This is a genomic window from Pseudoalteromonas lipolytica (assembly GCF_003515105.1).
GTDB classification, from domain to species: Bacteria; Pseudomonadota; Gammaproteobacteria; order Enterobacterales; family Alteromonadaceae; genus Pseudoalteromonas; species Pseudoalteromonas lipolytica.
Genome location: NZ_CP032090.1, coordinates 1,590,821 through 1,610,425, shown reverse-complemented (window position 1 = coordinate 1,610,425; position 19,605 = coordinate 1,590,821). Strand labels below are relative to the sequence as shown.

The 19,605-nt window shown below is 41.7% G+C and carries 15 protein-coding genes; 3 read left to right on the top strand and 12 right to left on the bottom strand.

Going from position 1 to position 19,605, the window contains the following annotated elements:
- Positions 1–14: 14 nt before the first annotated feature.
- On the top strand, positions 15–1,301 hold the full coding sequence (locus tag D0907_RS07325; protein WP_231387322.1) for a leucine-rich repeat-containing protein kinase family protein: 1,287 nt from the start codon (positions 15–17) through the stop codon (positions 1,299–1,301).
- 21 nt (positions 1,302–1,322) lie between these two features.
- Here D0907_RS07325 and D0907_RS07320 read toward each other — a convergent pair whose 3' ends face one another.
- From D0907_RS07320 to glk, 9 genes are all read right to left on the bottom strand, one after another.
- Positions 1,323–2,447 carry a sterol desaturase family protein gene (locus D0907_RS07320; protein WP_075593636.1) on the bottom strand — a complete coding sequence of 375 codons (1,125 nt, stop codon included), beginning with the start codon at positions 2,445–2,447 and terminating at the stop codon, positions 1,323–1,325.
- 82 nt (positions 2,448–2,529) lie between these two features.
- Positions 2,530–2,898, bottom strand: a complete 369-nt coding sequence (locus tag D0907_RS07315) for a hypothetical protein (RefSeq protein WP_075593637.1) — start codon at positions 2,896–2,898, stop codon at positions 2,530–2,532.
- A 38-nt stretch (positions 2,899–2,936) separates the two neighbouring features.
- Positions 2,937–3,380 carry a hypothetical protein gene (locus D0907_RS07310; RefSeq protein WP_118844217.1) on the bottom strand — a complete coding sequence of 148 codons (444 nt, stop codon included), beginning with the start codon at positions 3,378–3,380 and terminating at the stop codon, positions 2,937–2,939.
- A gap of 19 nt (positions 3,381–3,399) precedes the next feature.
- Positions 3,400–3,744 (bottom strand): hypothetical protein, encoded by a 345-nt coding sequence (locus D0907_RS07305; RefSeq protein WP_075593638.1) that lies wholly within the window; start codon positions 3,742–3,744, stop codon positions 3,400–3,402.
- Between the two features lie 124 nt (positions 3,745–3,868).
- Complete coding sequence (gene gap, locus D0907_RS07300; RefSeq protein ID WP_036968813.1) at positions 3,869–4,873, bottom strand: type I glyceraldehyde-3-phosphate dehydrogenase; 1,005 nt, start codon at positions 4,871–4,873, stop codon at positions 3,869–3,871.
- A gap of 18 nt (positions 4,874–4,891) precedes the next feature.
- Positions 4,892–5,512: a bifunctional 4-hydroxy-2-oxoglutarate aldolase/2-dehydro-3-deoxy-phosphogluconate aldolase gene (locus tag D0907_RS07295; protein WP_036968816.1), complete on the bottom strand. Its 621-nt coding sequence runs from the start codon at positions 5,510–5,512 to the stop codon at positions 4,892–4,894.
- A gap of 34 nt (positions 5,513–5,546) precedes the next feature.
- Positions 5,547–7,397, bottom strand: a complete 1,851-nt coding sequence (edd, locus tag D0907_RS07290; protein ID WP_065979841.1) for a phosphogluconate dehydratase — start codon at positions 7,395–7,397, stop codon at positions 5,547–5,549.
- Positions 7,398–7,827: 430 nt separating this feature from the next.
- Positions 7,828–8,841 carry a LacI family DNA-binding transcriptional regulator gene (locus tag D0907_RS07285; protein WP_036968823.1) on the bottom strand — a complete coding sequence of 338 codons (1,014 nt, stop codon included), beginning with the start codon at positions 8,839–8,841 and terminating at the stop codon, positions 7,828–7,830.
- Between the two features lie 28 nt (positions 8,842–8,869).
- On the bottom strand, positions 8,870–9,868 hold the full coding sequence (gene glk, locus D0907_RS07280; RefSeq protein WP_065979840.1) for a glucokinase: 999 nt from the start codon (positions 9,866–9,868) through the stop codon (positions 8,870–8,872).
- A 406-nt stretch (positions 9,869–10,274) separates the two neighbouring features.
- Between glk and D0907_RS07275 the strand changes: the two genes are divergently transcribed.
- Together D0907_RS07275 and D0907_RS07270 are read left to right on the top strand one after the other, a co-directional pair.
- The gene (locus tag D0907_RS07275; protein ID WP_036968830.1) at positions 10,275–11,294 is read left to right on the top strand and encodes a LacI family DNA-binding transcriptional regulator; all 1,020 of its coding nucleotides are present in this window, start codon (positions 10,275–10,277) and stop codon (positions 11,292–11,294) included.
- 205 nt (positions 11,295–11,499) lie between these two features.
- Positions 11,500–13,686 (top strand): OsmC domain/YcaO domain-containing protein, encoded by a 2,187-nt coding sequence (locus tag D0907_RS07270; RefSeq protein WP_065979839.1) that lies wholly within the window; start codon positions 11,500–11,502, stop codon positions 13,684–13,686.
- A 107-nt stretch (positions 13,687–13,793) separates the two neighbouring features.
- On the opposite strand, the gene D0907_RS07265 is transcribed toward D0907_RS07270, so the two are convergent.
- Genes D0907_RS07265 through D0907_RS07255 form a run of 3 tightly spaced genes read right to left on the bottom strand, consistent with a single transcriptional unit; the run spans position 13,794 to position 19,551 of the window.
- Entirely contained in the window at positions 13,794–16,196 is a 2,403-nt protein-coding gene (locus D0907_RS07265) for a glucan 1,4-alpha-glucosidase (protein WP_075593639.1), read from the bottom strand.
- 12 nt (positions 16,197–16,208) lie between these two features.
- On the bottom strand, positions 16,209–17,693 hold the full coding sequence (locus D0907_RS07260) for an MFS transporter (protein ID WP_074988286.1): 1,485 nt from the start codon (positions 17,691–17,693) through the stop codon (positions 16,209–16,211).
- Complete coding sequence (locus D0907_RS07255; RefSeq protein ID WP_075593640.1) at positions 17,686–19,551, bottom strand: alpha-amylase family glycosyl hydrolase; 1,866 nt, start codon at positions 19,549–19,551, stop codon at positions 17,686–17,688. The genes D0907_RS07260 and D0907_RS07255 overlap by 8 nt, the downstream gene beginning before the upstream one ends.
- Between the last annotated feature and the right edge of the window lie 54 nt (positions 19,552–19,605).

Here is a 19,605-nt window from a genome sequence, read left to right as displayed (position 1 = left end):
GTTGGCCTGAACACATGGACTTAATTTTGAATACCCTCGAAGAGTTAAAATCAGGCGCTTTACAAGGCTGTACTCGCCTGCAACTCGTAGAAGCACTGACTGATTTTCCAAAAGAAATTTACACCCTCGCCAACACATTAGAAATTCTCGATTTATCGAATAATCAATTAAGCGACCTACCTGATGATTTCCACACGCTAAAAAACTTAAAGCGTTTGTTTTTATCATTTAATCAGTTTAAGCACATTCCGAAAGTACTAAAGCAATGCCCAAATTTAATCATGGTGGCGTTTAAAGGGAATCAAATTTGCGAGTTTGCCGAGCACAGCTTACCACGCAATATCGAATGGCTAATTTTAACCGATAACCAAATCAAAGCGTTGCCTGAATCATTTGGTGAGTACCGTAAACTAAAAAAATTAGCGTTAGCCGGTAATCAGTTAACGGCCCTACCAGAGTCAATGAGTGCTTGCCACGAGCTTGAATTGGTTCGCTTAAGTGCCAATAGGCTTTCTAACATTGATAACTGGTTGCTTGAACTGCCCAAACTTGCGTGGCTTGCATTTTCGGGCAATGATTTTAATCGTTCAGATTCTCTAAAGTCTGAGCAATTTTCTGAAATTGGCTTAGATGAACTAGATGTAAAACAGCAAATTGGCCAAGGTGCCTCGGGGTTTATTCATTTAGCACAATGGCAGCAGCGCCCTATTGCCCTTAAGTTATTTAAAGGCAATATAACCAGCGATGGCTACCCACTAGATGAGTTAAATTGTTGCTTACAAGCAAACGAGCACCCGAACCTAATCAAAGCACTTGGCTATATAAATGAGCCATCACAATTAGGTTTAGTCATGGAGCTGATTGGTGAAGGTTTCAGGAATCTCGGTTTACCACCGTCGTTTGACACTTGTACTCGCGATACCTTTGAAAATGGCTGCCAATATAGCCCTGAGTTTGTGCTAAAGGTTGTGAAACAAATGAGCAGCACACTGGCGCATTTGCACAAAAACCATGTCAGCCATGGTGACATCTATGCGCATAACAGCATGATAAACGACAACGCTGACTTACTTTTTGGCGACTTTGGCGCAGCAACCGACTTGTCACAGTTAGTGCCGTATCAGCAGCAATGCATACACGGCATAGAAATACGTGCGCTTGGTTATTTTATTGAAGACTTACTCACAGTCGTCAGCAACGAGAACGCCATTACCGAACAACTTGCCGCCATCGCTACAGATTGCTTACGCGTAGCAGCTATACAGCGACCCAGCTTTAGCGAAGTATTAAACCGGTTATAAAAATAAGGCCTCGTTGAGGCTTTATTTTTGCTTTTTAAACGGAAACAACTGCTGTTTGAGCATACCTTCTGGCATGTAATCACCCACCACACCGTATTTATCAGGCCACTCGGCTTGCCCTTTTACCGCCGTGCCAAGTACGTAATCTAAAAACGAGAAGTGCGCGGCATAGTTTCTATCAATTGCGGCTTTATCTGATGAATGATGCCAATGGTGAAATTGTGGTGTCACAATGATATATTTCAACCACCCAAATTTAACCCTCACATTGGCGTGGTTAAATACCGCCTGAAAACCAACAATGATCACGTAAAGACTAATGACATCAGAAGGAAAACCAAGCACGAAAATAGGCGTAAGCACTAAGCTGCGAGTCACTAAAATTTCTAAAATATGCTGACGAGATCCCGCTAACCAATCCATTTCTTTTGCACTGTGATGCACAGCATGAAAACGCCAAAGCAATGGCACTTCATGATAAGCTTTATGAACAAAATACTGCATTAAATCAGCCACTAAAATAATCAAAAACAGTTGTAGAACAAACGGCATTTGCACAATAAAGCCTTGTACAGTCTCAGACACTGCCCACCCAAACGCATGGTGAACAAACTGGTTCGTTGCAAGCAGTACAAAGCCAATAATTAAATGATTAATAAAGAAATGATTTAAATCCCCTTGCCACTCAGAACGTAAAATCTTTTGCTCTTTGCGATGCGGTAATAATTTTTCAATAAGGATAAAAATAAGCGTAGAGCCGAGTAAATCAAGAATAAACCAATCAAGCCCTAAATACGGCGTGTTATCCCTAAAGTCGCCCACTTCAACGTTAGGACCACCAAACGCAATCGCCACCGTTATCAATACCCAAGCAGTTGCCCCCAGTCGTTTATTGGTATTACGGACAAAGTTCAACAGTCCTAAACTGCCTGAAATAATCAGTGCCACAAACATTAACTGACGTAAAAATTCGACACTGTAACTTTGTCGTAATTCTGGGGTTGTAAGGTATTCAGGGAAGTGAAAAGCCAATACACCTAAACACGATAACATCGCTAAAAAACAGGCAATATAGCCACTAATATTACCCTCGCCGATGTGAAACTGCTCAGCACGGAAGAGTCGCTTACAAATACGAGACATCATCTAAAATCCATTTAATAATTTGTCGCAGCATAGCACAGACAATTATGCGTAAAAATGGGTAATTGAATTAGCCAACGCGACATTAAAACACGAAAGCGGAATATGTTATTTGAGCGCAGCCTACTGCAACACTAAGTAAAAAACTCGCGATGAAAGTGCGCTCTGGTAGTATGTGATACAGCAAAGTTGGCATTGTTTTAAGCTGCTTAAATGTTGGCAAAAACAAGGCACTATGCGACTCAAAGCGTAAAAAAAGCTGTTTAAATTTATAAAAATAAAGCTTGATACCAACTAAATGTATAAGCACAAATGTGGTTGGGCCTAAAATTTCAACTAACGCCATTAACTCGTAACCTATCATTAACTCTGGGCCAGCCAGAAGTATAACGAGAACAAGCGCGATTGATTTATAAACGCTGTTGCCTAATAACGATTTAAATTTTTGATACATTAACTTCCCTATTTAGGTATCGACTTCCCGATAGAAATCTATTGAAATGCTTTATCAAACTTTTCTTGATCAAGGTATTTATCAAATGCGCCCAAAGCATTACCAACACTGGGCTCTGTCATTAATTCTTGCATTGCAACTTCACCAACAAGACGAAATGCATTTTCCATTGCCCCTTGCCCACCGACATCAATAGCGGCTTTTGCTTGCTTTGGGCAGTCTTCGGTTAATAAGCGCGTAACTAATGCGCCAACATAGCGATTGGTATCATCGATATCTTGTTCTGTCACGTTTGAGAAAGGTTTGATAATACTGTGAGTCGACATACCCAGATAAATCCACTTGGCAAGGTTCTTACGTTCCTTACCGTTGAGTGAATCAGTTAGGCAAACAGCGAGTTGCTGCGCCTCTTGAGAAGCGAATGTATAACTAGGAAGCATTGCAAGTGCACTAAGTAGAAGCGGTAGCAGGATATTTTTCATTGTTCGTCCCTCGATGTATTTAACCATAGAATTCGACTTCAGTTTTTACACCGAATGGTAAAACAAACTCCCTGAATTCAGGATCACTTTTATCTGCTTTTGGGTATTTAAGGTTGTACATATTCTTCTTGAACATATTCAAAAATTGCTTATTTTGTAATTTATTATCCAATACCCTTACCTTAACTAAATCACCCGTTTGATTGACCATCAACAAAAATAAAATTTTATCATCAGAACGTCTAAAGTCGTCTTTTGCTTGTAACAAAACGTCTTTGGGGAGAGTAAAGTCAGGATAGTTATTAGTTGTGGTTGAGCCACAGGATGCTATGAGTAAACATAGTATTGGCAATACTTTATTCATTATTTTTCCCTGAAATATTGGTAAACAACACGATACTGCGAATAAAATGTTTTTTCTAGCAAAAACCAAAAAAGCCACGATAAACGTGACTTTGTTGGATAAAGCTTAAACTTTTACGGTTCTATTATAAGAACTTACCTAGCGCTTTAACTTGGTCTAGCATGCGGTTTGAGAAACCCCACTCATTGTCGTACCAAGCCATCACTTTAACAAGCTTACCATCTACTTTAGTTTGCGTAGAATCGAATATTGAAGACGCTGGATTGTGGTTAAAGTCGATAGAAACAAGCGGTAATTCGTTGTACTCAAGAATACCTTGCATTGCACCTTCTGATGCGGCTTTAACTACTTCGTTGATTTCAGCGGCTGTTGTTTCACGCTTAGCAACAAATGTTAAGTCTACTAAAGACACGTTAATTGTCGGTACACGCACTGCCATACCGTCAAGTTTACCCGCAAGTTCAGGAAGTACTAAACCAACGGCTTTAGCAGCCCCTGTTTTCGTTGGGATCATTGACTGTGTCGCACTACGCGCACGGTATAAGTCTGGGTGATAAACGTCAGATAGATTTTGATCATTTGTATAAGCATGAATGGTTGTCATGCTACCTTGCTCAATACCCACTGTGTCGTTGATTGCTTTTGCAATTGGCGCTAGACAGTTTGTTGTACACGATGCGTTTGAAATGATGTTGCTGTCAGCGTTTAATACGTCGCTGTTCACACCATGAACAACCGTCGCATCCATATCAGTACCGGGTGCAGATACGATCACTTTTTTAGCGCCCGCTTCAATGTGCTTTGCAGCAGCTTCGCGCGATGTGAATAAGCCAGTACATTCTAAAACGATATCTACATTTAGTGCTTTCCACGGTAAGTTGGCAGGATCACGCTCTTGTGTTAGGGTAATTTCGTCGTTACCAATTAACATGGTGTTTTCAGCAAGTGTTACTTTTTGAGAAAATTGACCATGTACTGAGTCAAATTGCGTTAAATGCGCGTTAACATTTGCTGGTGCTAAATCGTTGATGGCAACGATTTTGATTTCGTTGTTTTGAGCTGACTCATAAAGGGCACGTAATACGTTACGACCGATACGTCCATAGCCATTAATTGCAACATTAATCATTCTAATATCTCCCGTTAATTATTTTACTTCACTTGCTTGGCGAGCAAGCGCTTCAATGGCTTGCCAGTCTTTGTTTTCAATAAGTTGTTTATCTAACATCCACGTACCACCCACACAAATAACATTGCTTAATGCAAGGTAGTTAGGTGCGGTTTCAAGGCTAATGCCACCTGTAGGGCAAAAAGTCACTTGCGGTAAAGGACCGCCAATTGATTTGAGCATCGCGGTGCCGCCCGCTGCTTCTGCAGGGAAAAACTTTAAGAACTTAAAGCCATGGCTTACTAACTTCATTACTTCACTGGGGGTTGCGGCACCGGGTAAAAATGGAATGTCAGACTCTTTAGCCAGTGCTAATAATTCGTCGTTTACACCTGGGCTCACCATAAAGTCAGCACCGGCTTCAACAGATGCATTAAATGTCGCTTTATCAACCACAGTACCTGTGCCTACGTATGCTTCTGGTACGGCTTCTTTCATTAGCTTTACTGCCTCTGCCGCAATCGGTGTGCGCAAGGTGATTTCTAATGCTTTTAAGCCGCCGTTATAAAGCGCGCGTGCTAGCGGTGCTGCATCTTCAAGTTTTTCGATTACAACAACCGGTACCACAGGTGCCGATGATAAAATTTTCTCAATGCTCATTGTATGTTCCTCATAGCCCAGTAACGGCGTATTATTATTCTAAACCGAAGGCGCTTGCGCCAAGGTCTGCACTACTTACTATATTTCTGAAACCTGCGAATAACTCTCGGCCTGTACCGTATGTTTGGCTCGGTTGGCTAAGTTGTAATTCACGTTTTGCTAATTCTTCATCACTTACATGCACCTTTAATACACCCGCTGGTGCATCAAGCGTTATCAAATCACCTTCGTGAATTTTAGCAATCACACCACCTTCAACCGCTTCTGGTGCTAAGTGAATGGCTGCAGGCACTTTACCTGACGCACCCGACATACGGCCGTCTGTTACGATAGCCACTTTGTAACCTTGGTCTTGTAGCGTTGCCATCACAGGTGTGAGCTTATGAAGCTCAGGCATCCCTTTTGCTTTTGGCCCTTGCTCTTTTAAAACAGCAATAAAGTCGGTGTTAAGTTCACCACGGCTGTACGCTTCTTGTAGCTCACCTTGCGAGCTGAATACTTTAGCTGGTGCAGATACAACTTGGTGCGACTCTGCAACCGCTGATACTTTAATAACCGCTTTACCCAGATTACCCGTTAATAGTTGTAAGCCACCTTGTTTGCTAAATGGATTATCAATTGGGCGTAATACTTCTTCGTCGTGTGATTTTTCTGGACATGCAACCCATTTCACTTTGCTTGGCCCTGAGCTATCCGTCATGATCACTGAAGTATCTTTATCTAGCATTGGCTCAGTTGTATAGGCCTCTAAGCCATCACCTACTATGGTTTTTACATCGTTATGTAAGTAGCCTTTGCTTAATAGCTGCTTCATTAAGAAGCCCATGCCGCCAGCGGCTTGGAAATGGTTCACATCGGCTGAACCGTTCGGGTAGATACGTGTAAGCAGAGGCACAACCTCTGACAAGTCAGACATGTCTTTCCACGTCAGGATCACACCTGCCGCTTTAGCAATAGCCACTAAGTGAATCGCGTGGTTTGTAGAGCCACCTGTAGAAAGCAAGCCTACAAGACCATTAATGATCGTTTTTTCACTGACGACGTCGGCTAGACAGTTTGCATCTTTCGTTTCAATTAACTGTTTCAACATTGTTTCAACAGCATGGCCTGTTAAACCATCACGAAGCTCTGTGTAAGGGTTAATGAATGAGCTACCTGGAAGGTGAAGACCCATAATTTCCATTAACATTTGGTTAGAGTTTGCCGTGCCGTAGAATGTGCAAGTACCTGCACTGTGGTATGACGCGCTTTCAGCTTCTAAAAGCTCTTCACGACTAACCAAACCTTGAGCAAACTTTTGACGAACACGGGCTTTTTCTTTGTTAGGGATGCCAGACTGCATTGGCCCTGCTGGCAAGAAATACGTAGGTAAGTGACCAAAAGATAACGCACCAATTAATAGCCCTGGGACAATCTTGTCACACACACCTAAACAGAAAACACCGTCGAACACATCATGTGATAAAGAAACCGCAGTAGACATTGCAATCACATCGCGTGAAAACAATGACAATTCCATACCATCACGACCTTGCGTAACACCGTCACACATGGCTGGTACGCCACCAGCAACTTGAGCGGTTGCATCATACTTGGTAGCAAGGTTTTTGATGATTTCAGGATAATCTTTGTAAGGCACATGCGCTGAAAGCATGTCGTTATAAGAATTGATAATCGCTAAATTAGGTTGCTCATCTGCTTTTAAACGAGCTTTGTCATCACTGCTACAGGCAGCCATAACATGGGCGATATTACCACAACCTAAACCGGCACGGACTCTTGTTTGTTTTTTTGCGTGCGCGATTCGCTCTAAATAAGCTTGGCGGGTCTCTTTACTGCGTTCGATAACGCGTTCGGTGACTTCTTGAATACGAGGATGCAACATATAAATTCGACTCATCTCTATAGTTAGAGGATAAAGGCTCAGTGACAATTAAAGACTCCACGAAAATAATTGCACTGAGCATCTTTGATTTACCCGTTCAAAGGTACGCTGGCAGGCTGTCTCTCACAACCAACCTGACACCGGTGTCACTGTATTAACTCATGACTGTGACACCGGTGTCAACCCTATCTGTTAAATTTAGTTTAATTTTTTAAAATGACCAAATAATGAACAGTACTATTTTAGCTTAGTATGAATAGAATTCATGCAAAATCATGAGAAAGAGATTTATTGAATGATGACACTAATAAGAGTTAACTTATTAATAAACAATATATTAGATGTTTTATATGAACGGTTTATAGATCAAATAAAAAAGCCCGAAAAAGCGTCACTCAATTTCGGGCTACTGTGAAAAACAAGATGAAATTTATTTAATTGCTGCCGTTGACTCACGAGTAATCAATTTTGCTTCCAAAGTCACTTGATATGGTGACTCCTGTGGCTCACTAATATGGCTAATTAATTGTGTTACTGCTTGGTGTGTCATTTCTTCGACTGGTTGAGCAATGGTGGTTAAACCAGGCCAAATATGACGCGCAATGGGGGCATTATCAAACCCTGCTATCGAGATATCATCGGGTACTTTTAGCTGCATTTGTGTTGCTAATTTAAGGACCGCAGCAGCCATGTAATCATTTGATGCAAAAACAGCAGTCGGACGTGGGCTTAAATCTAAAATAGTGCGCGCACTATCAACACCTGAATGGTAACTAAAGTTACCCTCTTCGACTAAACGCTCGTTAAACTCAATGCCATTAGTAGCAAGTGCGCGACGATAACCTTTAAAGCGCTGCTCTGTCGCACTGTGATCCGGGTGACCTTTAATAAACGCAATTTCTTTGTGGCCGAGCTTAATTAAATGTTCTGTTATTTCAAAAGCGCCTTGCTCATCATTACTGCGTACAGAAATAGAATCATCCTCTAGCACGGCTGATGCAACACGGGCATACGGAATTTTTTTCGATTTTAAAAATGTAACAAGTTCAGCAAAATCTGAAAATGGAGGCGTTAGAACAATCCCGTCGAGTCGTGATGTTTGAAGTAACTGTTCTATATTACTGATCAGCTCTTCACCACGTAATTCACACGGGTGAATCAACAAATTATAATTGTGTTCATGACACGCAGCTAACGCACCTGTTTGTACCCGCGTGATATAACTCTTACTTGGATTATCGTATAAGCAACCAATAATAAAACTACGGTTCTGCGCTAACCCTCGTGCGATAGGGTTTGGTGTGTAATCAAGCTCTTTAAATACTTTTAGTACTTTTTCGCGTGTAGCATCACTCACGTTTGGCTCATTATTGAGCACACGAGACACTGTTTTTTTAGAAACACCGGCGTAGCTGGCGACACTATTAATGGTTACTTTTTTCATCCGATACTCATCCAACGACACTCCTTGGTTACGCGTTACTATTTACATGTAAACACGCAGCAGCACCAACCAGTGGAATGTTGTCTTGTGTTACAAGCGTAACAGGGATTTGCGACGTATATTGCGACATAATACCTTTATCAGCAAAACGCTCAACAAATCGACTAGATAATAACCGTTGTTGCATACGAGGTAAAATCCCACCACCAATAAATACACCCCCTAAGGCGCCAAATGTAAGTGAAAGATCACCCGCAACACTGCCAATCCAATCACAGAACTGGTTAAGTGTGGCTTCGCATACTTCGCACTGGCCTGTGCTTGCCAGCTCGCTTATTTGCGCTGCATCAAGGTTTTTAGCTTCAACACCTTTAACAGCGGCCATTGCGCGATATAAATGGGCAATGCCTGGACCTGAGAAAACAGTTTCTACAGATACATGGTTTAATTGCTTTTTAAGCTCTTTAATTAACTCACGGTCAAGTTCGGTCACTGCCGCAAGCGTAATGTGTCCTGCTTCACAGCTTAATACAGCACTGCCCTGCGACGTTCTCACTAAACAAGCAGCACCAAAACCCGTACCAGGTCCCATGACAGCAATATTTGCATTGTCATCAGCTTGCCCAGCTTTCACTGCGACATTTTTTGAATCATCTAAATAAGGTGCAGCATACGCAAAAGCAGCAAAGTCATTAATGACTTCTAATTGCGTAAAAGCAAATTCATTTTTAAGGTCGGCAACACTAAAGTGCCAACCTAAGTTAGTAAGGTGTACTTGTCCAGCTTTAATTGGACCCGCAACGGCTAAACATGCTCGCGACGGTTTTGCATACGAAATATGATTAAAATAATGTGATATGGCGCTTTCAAGTGAACCAAAATCTGCGCTTGGAAATTTAAGATTTTGCTCGATAACGAATTGATTTGTTTGTTCGTTAAAGTCTGTGATTAAGGCAAAACGCGCATTAGTGCCACCAATATCGGCAACGAGAATGGGATCAAATTCTGTGTTAGGCTGTGTGTTCATGTTGTTTTCTCTATTTGTCTAAGCTTTTTGCCGCTTATTCTTATATTTTTCAATGGCCTAGCCACTGTATTTGATAATACTTTGAGCTATCCTCTCAAAGCAGCTATCTTTAGTATTAAAAAAATGCTGCCCAAATAAATGGGCAGCCAAATACGTTTTGACAACAAAATGATAAAACAGTGACATTATGACACCGGTGTCAGCTTTGAATCAATAAAAATTTTCATTATTTACCCATGCATACGTATTTATTCACTAAAATGACAGTGTAGGTATGGATAAAAAGTAAAATAAATGCTTGCTTATTAACGTATTTCGCTTTGCTGTGTGACTCATCACAAATTGCTTGAAAAAAATAATAAATAGCCGAAAATGGCACTCACTGACACTGTAACTTGGTAACCATATGAAAGGTAAGGCTACATCATTTGACATTGCACACTATGCAGGTGTGTCTCAGTCAACCGTGTCTCGCGCACTCAGAAATAGTCCGCTGGTCAACGAAGAAACACGTCGACGAGTTCACGAGGTCGCAAAACAGCTTAATTATAAAGTAGATAAAAATGCCAGTAACTTGCGCACGCAACAAAGCAGTACCCTCGCGCTGTTACTCTTTGAAGATCCTACATCGGATGAGTCACAAATAAATCCTTTCTTTTTGGCCATGCTTGGCAGTATTACGCGTGCTTGCGCAAAAGAAGGCTACGATTTATTGGTTTCCTTTCAGTCAAGTAGCTCTGATTGGCAAGCCGACTATGAAGATAGTCACCGCGCTGATGGCCTTATATTACTTGGCTATGGCGACTACTTAGACTATCAACCCAAGTTTAGAACCTTAATTGAGCAAAACACCAAGTTTGTTTGTTGGGGAGCCAGTGTAGATAACCGCCCTGACTTAACGGTTAGCTGTGATAATTATGGTGGCGGAAAAATGGCGGCGCAGCATTTACTGGCAACCGGTCGCACCGATTGTGCTTTTATAGGTGATGCATCAGACCATAGCCCTGAATTTTTTGCTCGCTACCACGGTTTTAAAGATGCCTTTTTGGCAAAAGGGATTACTCTTAGCGAACGAAAAATGGCCAATGCAATTTCTACAGAAGAGTCAGGTTACCATGCCACTCGTTCACTGATTGCTAATAATATTCGCTTTAACTCGCTGTTTGCTGCGAGTGACTTAATTGCTATTGGTGCTATTCGGGCTTTAAAAGAAGCAAAAATCAACGTGCCCGACGATGTTCATGTTGTAGGGTTTGATAATATTGCTGTTGCGAGTTTTGTTAATCCACCGCTAACAACAGTACAGCAAGACACCACACTCGCAGGGCAAATGTTAGTTGATAACCTTTTAAAACTAATTCGAGGTGAACCGGTTGAGAACACCCTACTCCCGCCGCGTTTAATCATTCGAGGTTCAAGTATTTAAATCGCTAGATAAGGGCTCTTAAGCGAGTCAATCTCTAGCCATTTTCATTCACTGACAATTCAACCACCATTAAAATGGCTTTTTTTTCGATTTACCCAAGACTATTACCGCGAAAAAGCAGATAATTACACCTATTATGATGAAAACGCTATTAGCAAGCTTTTAAAGTTTGTAGTAGCTAAGCGCACTAAGGTGGAATTTTTTAATGGAAATTAAAGTTAATTTTCTCGACAACCTCAGACTTGAAGCCAAGTTTGATGACTTCTCTGTCATCGCAGATCAACCTATACGCTATAAAGGCGATGGTTCAGCACCAAGTCCTTTTGACTATTTCTTAGCGTCTTCTGCACTGTGCGCCGCTTATTTTATTAAAGTGTATTGTAACTCTCGTGATATCTCGACGGATGGTATTCGTGTTGCACAAAATAATATTGTTGATCCTGAGGATCGTTACAATCAAATATTTCAAATTCAAGTCGAATTACCAGAGCACCTATCCGAAAAAGATCGCACGGGTATTTTGCGCTCAGTAGAGCGTTGTACAGTAAAACGTGTTATTCAGACAGGCCCTGAATTTAAAATTGATACCGTAGAAAACATTGAAGCCGATGCGCAAGCAATGTTAATGGCAAAACCTGATGAAGATCATAATACCTTTATTTTAGGCAAAGACTTACCGCTTGAAGAAACCATCGCGAATATGACCGCGATACTCGAAGACTTAGGGATGAAAATAGAAATTTCATCTTGGCGCAATATTGTGCCAAATGTATGGTCGTTGCATATTCGTGACGCCGCATCGCCTATGTGTTTTACCAATGGTAAAGGCGCAACCAAAGAAAGCGCACTGTGCTCTGCGCTTGGTGAGTTTATAGAACGTTTAAATTGTAACTTCTTCTATAATGATCAATTTTTAGGTGAAGAAATAGCAAACAGTGCATTTGTTCATTACCCAAATGAAAAATGGTTCAGCCTAACCGACGATGACTCCCTGCCTGAAGGTATATTAGACGACTACACGCGCGACATTTATAACCCCGATGGCGAATTATGTGGCTCTCACCTAATTGATACTAATTCAGGTAACACAGCGCGCGGAATTTGCTCTATTCCTTATGTGCGCCATTCAGATGGTGAAACCGTTTATTTTCCATCAAACTTGATTGAAAATTTATTCTTAAGCAATGGTATGAGCGCGGGTAATAACTTTGCAGAAGCAAAAGTACAGTGTTTGTCAGAGATTTTTGAACGGGCCGTTAAACGCCAAATAATTGAGCAAGAAATTGCTCTTCCAGATGTACCTGACGCAGTCTTAAATAAATACCCAAGCATTGTTGCTGGCATTAAAGGCCTTGAAGAACAAGGCTTTCCTGTTGTTGTTAAAGACGCATCACTGGGTGGTCAATTTCCGGTTATGTGTGTCACGCTAATGAACCCAAAAACAGGCGGTGTATTTGCCTCGTTTGGCGCGCACCCAAGTTTTGAAGTCGCATTAGAGCGCAGCCTTACAGAGCTGTTACAAGGTAGAAGCTTTGAGGGCTTAAACGATGTTCCTAAACCGACCTTTAATAGCATGGCCGTGTCGGAGCCAGAAAATTTTGTTGAGCACTTTATTGACTCAACAGGGGTTATTTCATGGCGCTTCTTTAGTGCGAAGCATGATTTTGAGTTTGTGGAGTGGGATTTCTCAGGCACAAACGAAGAAGAAACCGCAAGCTTATTCGGTATTTTAGAACGCTTAGGTAAAGAAGCCTACATTGCAGAGTTCTCAGATCTTGGTACTGCGTGTCGTATATTAGTCCCTGATTATTCTGAAGTTTACCCAGTCGAAGATTTGATTTGGGATAACACTAATAAAGCCCTAAATTTCCGTGAAGATATTTTAAATCTGCACCGTCTAACTGAAGATCAACTGGCTGATTTAGTTGAGCGATTAGAAGAAAGTGAGTTAGATAACTATATCGATATCATTACGCTAATCGGTATCGAATTTGACGAAAATACGGTATGGGGTCAATTAACAATTCTTGAGCTTAAGTTATTAATTTACCTAGCATTGGGTGATTTAGAAGCCGCTATGGAGCTAGTTGAAGCCTTTTTACAATACAACGACAATACCCTTGTTGAACGAGGTCTATTTTATCAAGCGATGCATGCAACACTGGAAGTTGCGCTTAGCGATGACCTAGAAATTGAAGATTACATTCACAACTTTACGCGTATGTTTGGTCAAGAAACCATGGACGCCGTGGTTGGCTCGATTAATGGGGATGTTATGTTTTATGGTTTAACCGAAACAAGTATGAAACTTGAAGGCTTAGACAGACATCAGCGTTTAATCGACAGCTACAAAAAGTTGCACGCAGCGCGAGCAAAAAAAGCAGGTTTATAAGGCACAATCAGACACAATCAGACACAATCATTTTGCTGAACTGATAAATAAAAAAACCGCTGAGGGTTAAAGCTCAGCGGTTTAATTTTAATATTTAAATGCTCAATTTACTTCAAAGCATCTTCGACAACAGGGTAATGATCCCACACATGTTTATCGCTTAAAGAGCGAAGTAATTTAATGTACTCTGCATGCGTCCACGCAAGTGGTGTCGCTGAGTTCGTCCCCTCGCCTAACACATAGCCAGCTTTATTGTTACCAACACCATCCCACACTTGCTCAGGTAGCATCATGCCTTCATTAGCAAATGCTTCCATGCCTTTTACATACGTGTTTTTGATCGTGTTTTGTTTCATCGCATTTAAGCTATTGCTGGCATTTGCTGCGGCAATTTCATAGTGACCGCGTTCACCCGTGAAAAACGGCCATACTCGCCCACGCTGACCTGGGGTATTATTCCCCCCTTCTGCGTAGTTATTGCCCGTAACTTCGTCTTCGCCGTAACCATCATTACCATAACGACGGTAGCCTGGGAATGACCCTGAGCCATCAGCAAAGTTAAAGGTATAGCGCACTTGTAGGTTATCAATTAAGCTTTCGTCATCATATTCTGGAAGCGTTTTTACAATGCTTGGTGCAAGCGCATCACGAACACCGTAGCGAACCAGCTCTAAAAATCCTCCGTCCAGAATTTGCTTTTTGTCGAAGCCATCACGACCATTATTCGCATTAAGCGTGGTCGATGAGTTTGGATCTTTATCTTGGCCAATGCGAATGAAATATTCTCCATCGGCATTGTCTGATTTTAGGTTACCTTGCGTGGTAAACATGGTGCTTTCGATTTCACTATTGTATTGCTTAGCGGTTTCTAAGTAACGCACTGCGTTTTTAGTATCACCTGCTTTTCTGGCAATATCAGCAGCAGTAACTAGGCCCGCTACAACAGCAGCAGTCGTAGAAGGAGAGTAACCGTTTTGTTCTTCCCAGCGCTCTTGCTGCGTTGCGGGTGGGGTGATTTGTGTATCATTCCACAGAATCTTTGCAAGGCCACCATCTACCAAAAAGTCAGCCGCTGGTTTGAGCATTTTGCCATACCACTGTGTTAACTCTTGGTCGCTAAGTACGTCGGCTTGATGAAGTTTCCATGCAAGCATAATTGGCATAGCCGTTTGGTCAAGTTGCACACCAACCCATTCAAGTTCACCATCAACGTGTGTTTTTTGTAAAAACCAACCAGTGTCTCCCCCGTTACCAGGAGTACGAGCGGTAACTTGTACTTTTTCTAAATATTCAAAGGCTGTCTTAGCTGTTTTAGTATCGCCCATGGCCATAAATGCCATAGCCACCTGATAAAAGTCACGTACCCAGACTGCTTTATAGCCTGTAGAACCTGTTTTAGCTGAGACCGTTTCACCCCATGGGTTTGATAACGACGCAATTAGTGCCCCCGCATGCGTTTTATCTTCTTGCGCCTTTAATACCATGGCACTGGTATAAAGTAGTTTGCCATTATCAGCGGTACTGCTAGTTAATGTGCTAAGGGGCTCAAGGCTTGCTAAGTAGTCTTGCCAACCAATTGCATCACCTTTACCGTTATAGGCATCTAGTAACTTTTGATAACCTTGACTTAAGCTTGCTTGACCTTCTTTTAAGCTCGCAGCTTCTGATTGACCAAAACTTAGTGCTAAATCGAATGTTGTATTAGTTGAAATATCACCCAGTTCAGCAAGTAAACTAACGTTACCCGATTGCTCACCGGTATTTTGGTACGTTGTGCCAAGTGATTGCGACTTTTTAAGTTCTTTTAAACCATCGCTTATCCCCGTAAAACCAACCGTTGCCTGCTTGAATGGCTGACTAGCTTGCAGTGATAAGAAATTATCGTCTTGCCATGCAACTAAGCCTTTATCAGTTACTTTAGCAAAATCGTCTAGGCCGTTATTATCAATATAAGGGTTCACATTCACATAGGCTTTAACGCCTTCTAAATCGGTATTAAATACGCTGCGTACAAACAGAGTTTGACCGTTTGGATCAGTGAAAATATGCTTTTCTAAAGAGAAACGACCTTGCTTATCTTTGCTTACCACTTTATAGGCAAGTGAAAGTGGCCGACCTGCTTCATCTTTGTATAGATAATCAATGCTGACATCAAGATCGTCATTTTCTGTCACAGTAAAATCTTTGCCTACTACAACAAATTGCATATCTTTAATTTGTGCTTGGTGAATAAGACCAAACATGGTTTCAGTGATCATGCCTTTGGCAATTGAAAACCACACTTTTGACACTTTACCAGTCGCAGCTGAATCATCATAATGACCCGCTTTATATTGCTCATAGGATGTGCCAATACCTGTTTTACCTGAATAAGCCCAAAATGGCTCAACACCGGGCGCGCCTGGGGCTGAAATCTGCGTTAACGCTGTTGTTGATACAGATTGCTCAGAGCTACAAGCCGTTAAACCTAAAGCAATAAAACTTGCCGTAATAAGATTAATTTTTTTCATTGTGTGTCCTTATTATTGTTGCTTAACGCGAAGTACAGCGAACGCTGCCAGTACGAGCGACACAGCACCTAGCACTAACGCATAAATGGGTTGGTTATCGAAGAAGTGGCGTAAAATCAAGCCTAAAACACTCGCCGCAAGTAACTGTGGGATAACGATAAAAAAGTTGAAAATCCCCATGTATACCCCCATTTTTTTAGTGGGTACAGAGGTGCTTAACATGGCATACGGCAGTGATAAAATAGATGCCCATGCAAAGCCTACTCCTATCATGGGCCAAATAAGTAGACTGGGGTCTTTAATAAAGATAAAGCTGGCAAGTCCCAAGGCACCCAGCACTAGATTGATTGCATGCGCCAGTTTTAAACCACACTTCTTAACGATGACCGGGATACATAATGCTGCAATGGCTGCAAACCCGTTGTACGCTGCAAACAAAACCCCAACCCAATCGGCTCCGTTGTTATAAGCCAGTGAGCCTGTGTCACTACTGCCGTAATGAAAACTGGTTACCGCTGAGGTTGTATAAATCCACATAGCAAACAGTGAAAACCAGCTAAAAAATTGCACTAAAGCCAGTTGCTTCATTGCCTCAGGCATTGTGAATACATCATTTACTACTTGATAAAAGCCACCCGAGGTTGCATTTTTAGCTTTTAACGCTCCCGCAATGAATTGAATAACACCAAAACTAATTAAACCACCCGCTAATAAATAAAGCTCTTTTTCAAGTGATAACCCCGTAACAATGCCCAGCACCACGATACCAAGCACAGTAAAAATAACCGCACCTTTATTAAAGTTTACATTACTGTGAGTGGCGTTCTGTGCGTCGCTGTGTTCATGTTCATTAAAGCTTTCAAGCTGTTCTGGTGAATATTCTTTGGTGGTAAATATGGTCCAAAAAACGGCAACAAGAAGTACAACTGCACCAAAGTAAAATGAAAACTTTACCGAATCAGGAATTTGACCCGCAGGTGCAGTGTTAGCAATATCAAACCAGTTTGTCATCATCCACGGTAAAGCAGAGGCAACAACCGCACCAATCCCTATAAAAAAGCTTTGCATGGCATAACCAGTTGCACGTTGCTTCTTAGGTAGGTTGTCGCTTACCAGCGCACGGAAAGGCTCCATAGTGACATTAATAGAGGCATCCATAATCCATAGCATCCCCGCAGCAATCCACAGGCTGGGCGAATTTGGCATAATAAATAACGATAACGTTGTTAAAATTGCACCGTAGAAAAAGAATGGACGACGACGGCCTAGTTTATTCCATGTTTTGTCGCTCCAGTAGCCAATAATAGGTTGAACAATTAAGCCTGTTAGCGGTGCGGCAACCCACAAAATAGGGATGTCATCAACATTCGCGCCAAGGGTTTGAAAAATGCGGCTCACATTACCATTTTGTAATGCAAAACCAAATTGGATACCGAGGAACCCAAAACACATGTTCCATATTTGCCAGAAGCTTAGCGTTGGTTTGTTATTATTCATAATCAGCCTTTAGGGTATATACTGCGCTGCTTAAGCCGTTCAGTTTTAATTGAATGGGCGCCTGTTTTGTTAGGTCAGAAATAACAATGTCGGCATGACTTTCTAAGTTATCGGTAAGGGTAAGTGACGTGTGATTAAGCGTGGGGAGTTGCGTTGCATTAAGTGTAAATGACACAGTTTGAGACGCTTGTGAGAAGTTACTCACTACCAACACCAATTGCTGACCTAGCTTGCGGGTAAAGGCTATTACTTGCTCTGAACCAGTTAGCTCAACTGCTTGCATGTCACCGCCCACAATGGCAGGTAACGTATTAAGTGACATTAGTTTTGTGTAATAGGCCCGCAGTTCTGCTTGTTCTTTCGTTAATGCCCCACCATCAAACTTTCCATCATTCATCCATGCTTGATGCGCTGGCACACCCACGTAATCAAAAATACTGGTACGGGTTGGGTCGCCAAATCCAGCGTCTTCAGAGCCATCTTCACCCACTGCTTGGCCAAAATACAGTAATGTCGGCGAGCGAGTCATCAGTGTTGATACCACCATAGCTGGCTTCCCTTTTTCGCTGCTACCCGCAAAATCAGGACTAGCAATACGTTGCTCATCATGGTTTTCTAAAAAGTGCAGCATGTGCTCTTCAATATCGGCCACTTCGCTTTGGATATCAAAAATACTAGTGGCAGGTTGCTTACCTTGCATAACAGCTTTAACGGTATCGTAAAAACCAACTTTGTCGTAAAGGTAGTCCATCTTGCCTTGCTGAATATAAGGACGATAAAGGCTTGGGTTGTATACTTCAGCTAAAATAAACGCATCCGCTTTTTGCATTTTGATAGATGAATTTAAAAAACTCCAAAACTCCACTGGCACCATTTCGGCCATATCATAGCGAAAACCATCCACGCCTTTATCTAACCAGTAAAGCGCGATATCACGGAATTTATACCAGCTGTTTGGTAAGTCTTTGTCTTGCCAGAATGCATAGTGAGCGCGGTAGTCTTTACTCGCATAATCAGCTGGCAACGTTGGAAAATCATAACTGCCGTCAGGCTTAACACCGTAGTTAATTTTTACTGTTTCGTACCAATCATTAATATCTGGTTTTGCTTCGCGAGCTCCATTACCTGTCCATTTAGCGGGCGTTTCATCAAAGTGATTATCAGCAAGTGGGTGTGGCTGCCCACCTAAAACTTGGTAATCTTCACTTGTAGGTACTTGGAATGATTGACCTGTGACATAGTAAAAGTTGTTATCACGTACGTAAGCTTGTGTTGTATCGTCTTCAGCACCAAAGTCTTTAATTCCTTTTGGTTTTGCTACTGAGTCATAATTACGCGCCACATGATTAGGCACAATATCGATGATGACTTTCATGCCATGTTGATGCGTACGTTCGATAAGCTCTACAAACTCTTCTAGCCGACGTTCAGGGTTTATCGCTAAGTCAGGGTTTACATCATAATAGTCTTTAACAGCATAAGGTGAACCTGCTCGGCCTTTTACAACGTCAGGATCATCTTGCGATAAGCCATAGTGTGTATAGTCAGTCACTAACGCATGACGTGGTACGCCAGTGTACCAAATGTGGGTAGTACCAAGCTCTTTTATTCCCTTTAATGCTGCGTCATCAAAATCAGCAAATTTACCCACTCCATTTTCTTCAAGCGTCCCCCATGGTTTATTTGTGGTGTTGGTATTACCAAATAAGCGGGTAAACACCTGATATACGACGGGCTTCGACACTGTTGCATGTGTTTGCTGTTTTTGTGTGTGCTGTTGTGTTGTTGCTTCATTACCACAGGCTGCTAAACCTAAAATAGAAGCCACGACTAATGCAGTTAATTTATATGTTGTCATCACTACTTCATTATTCTGTAAATATCAGTTAATACTAATGTTAAGGGCTACTCA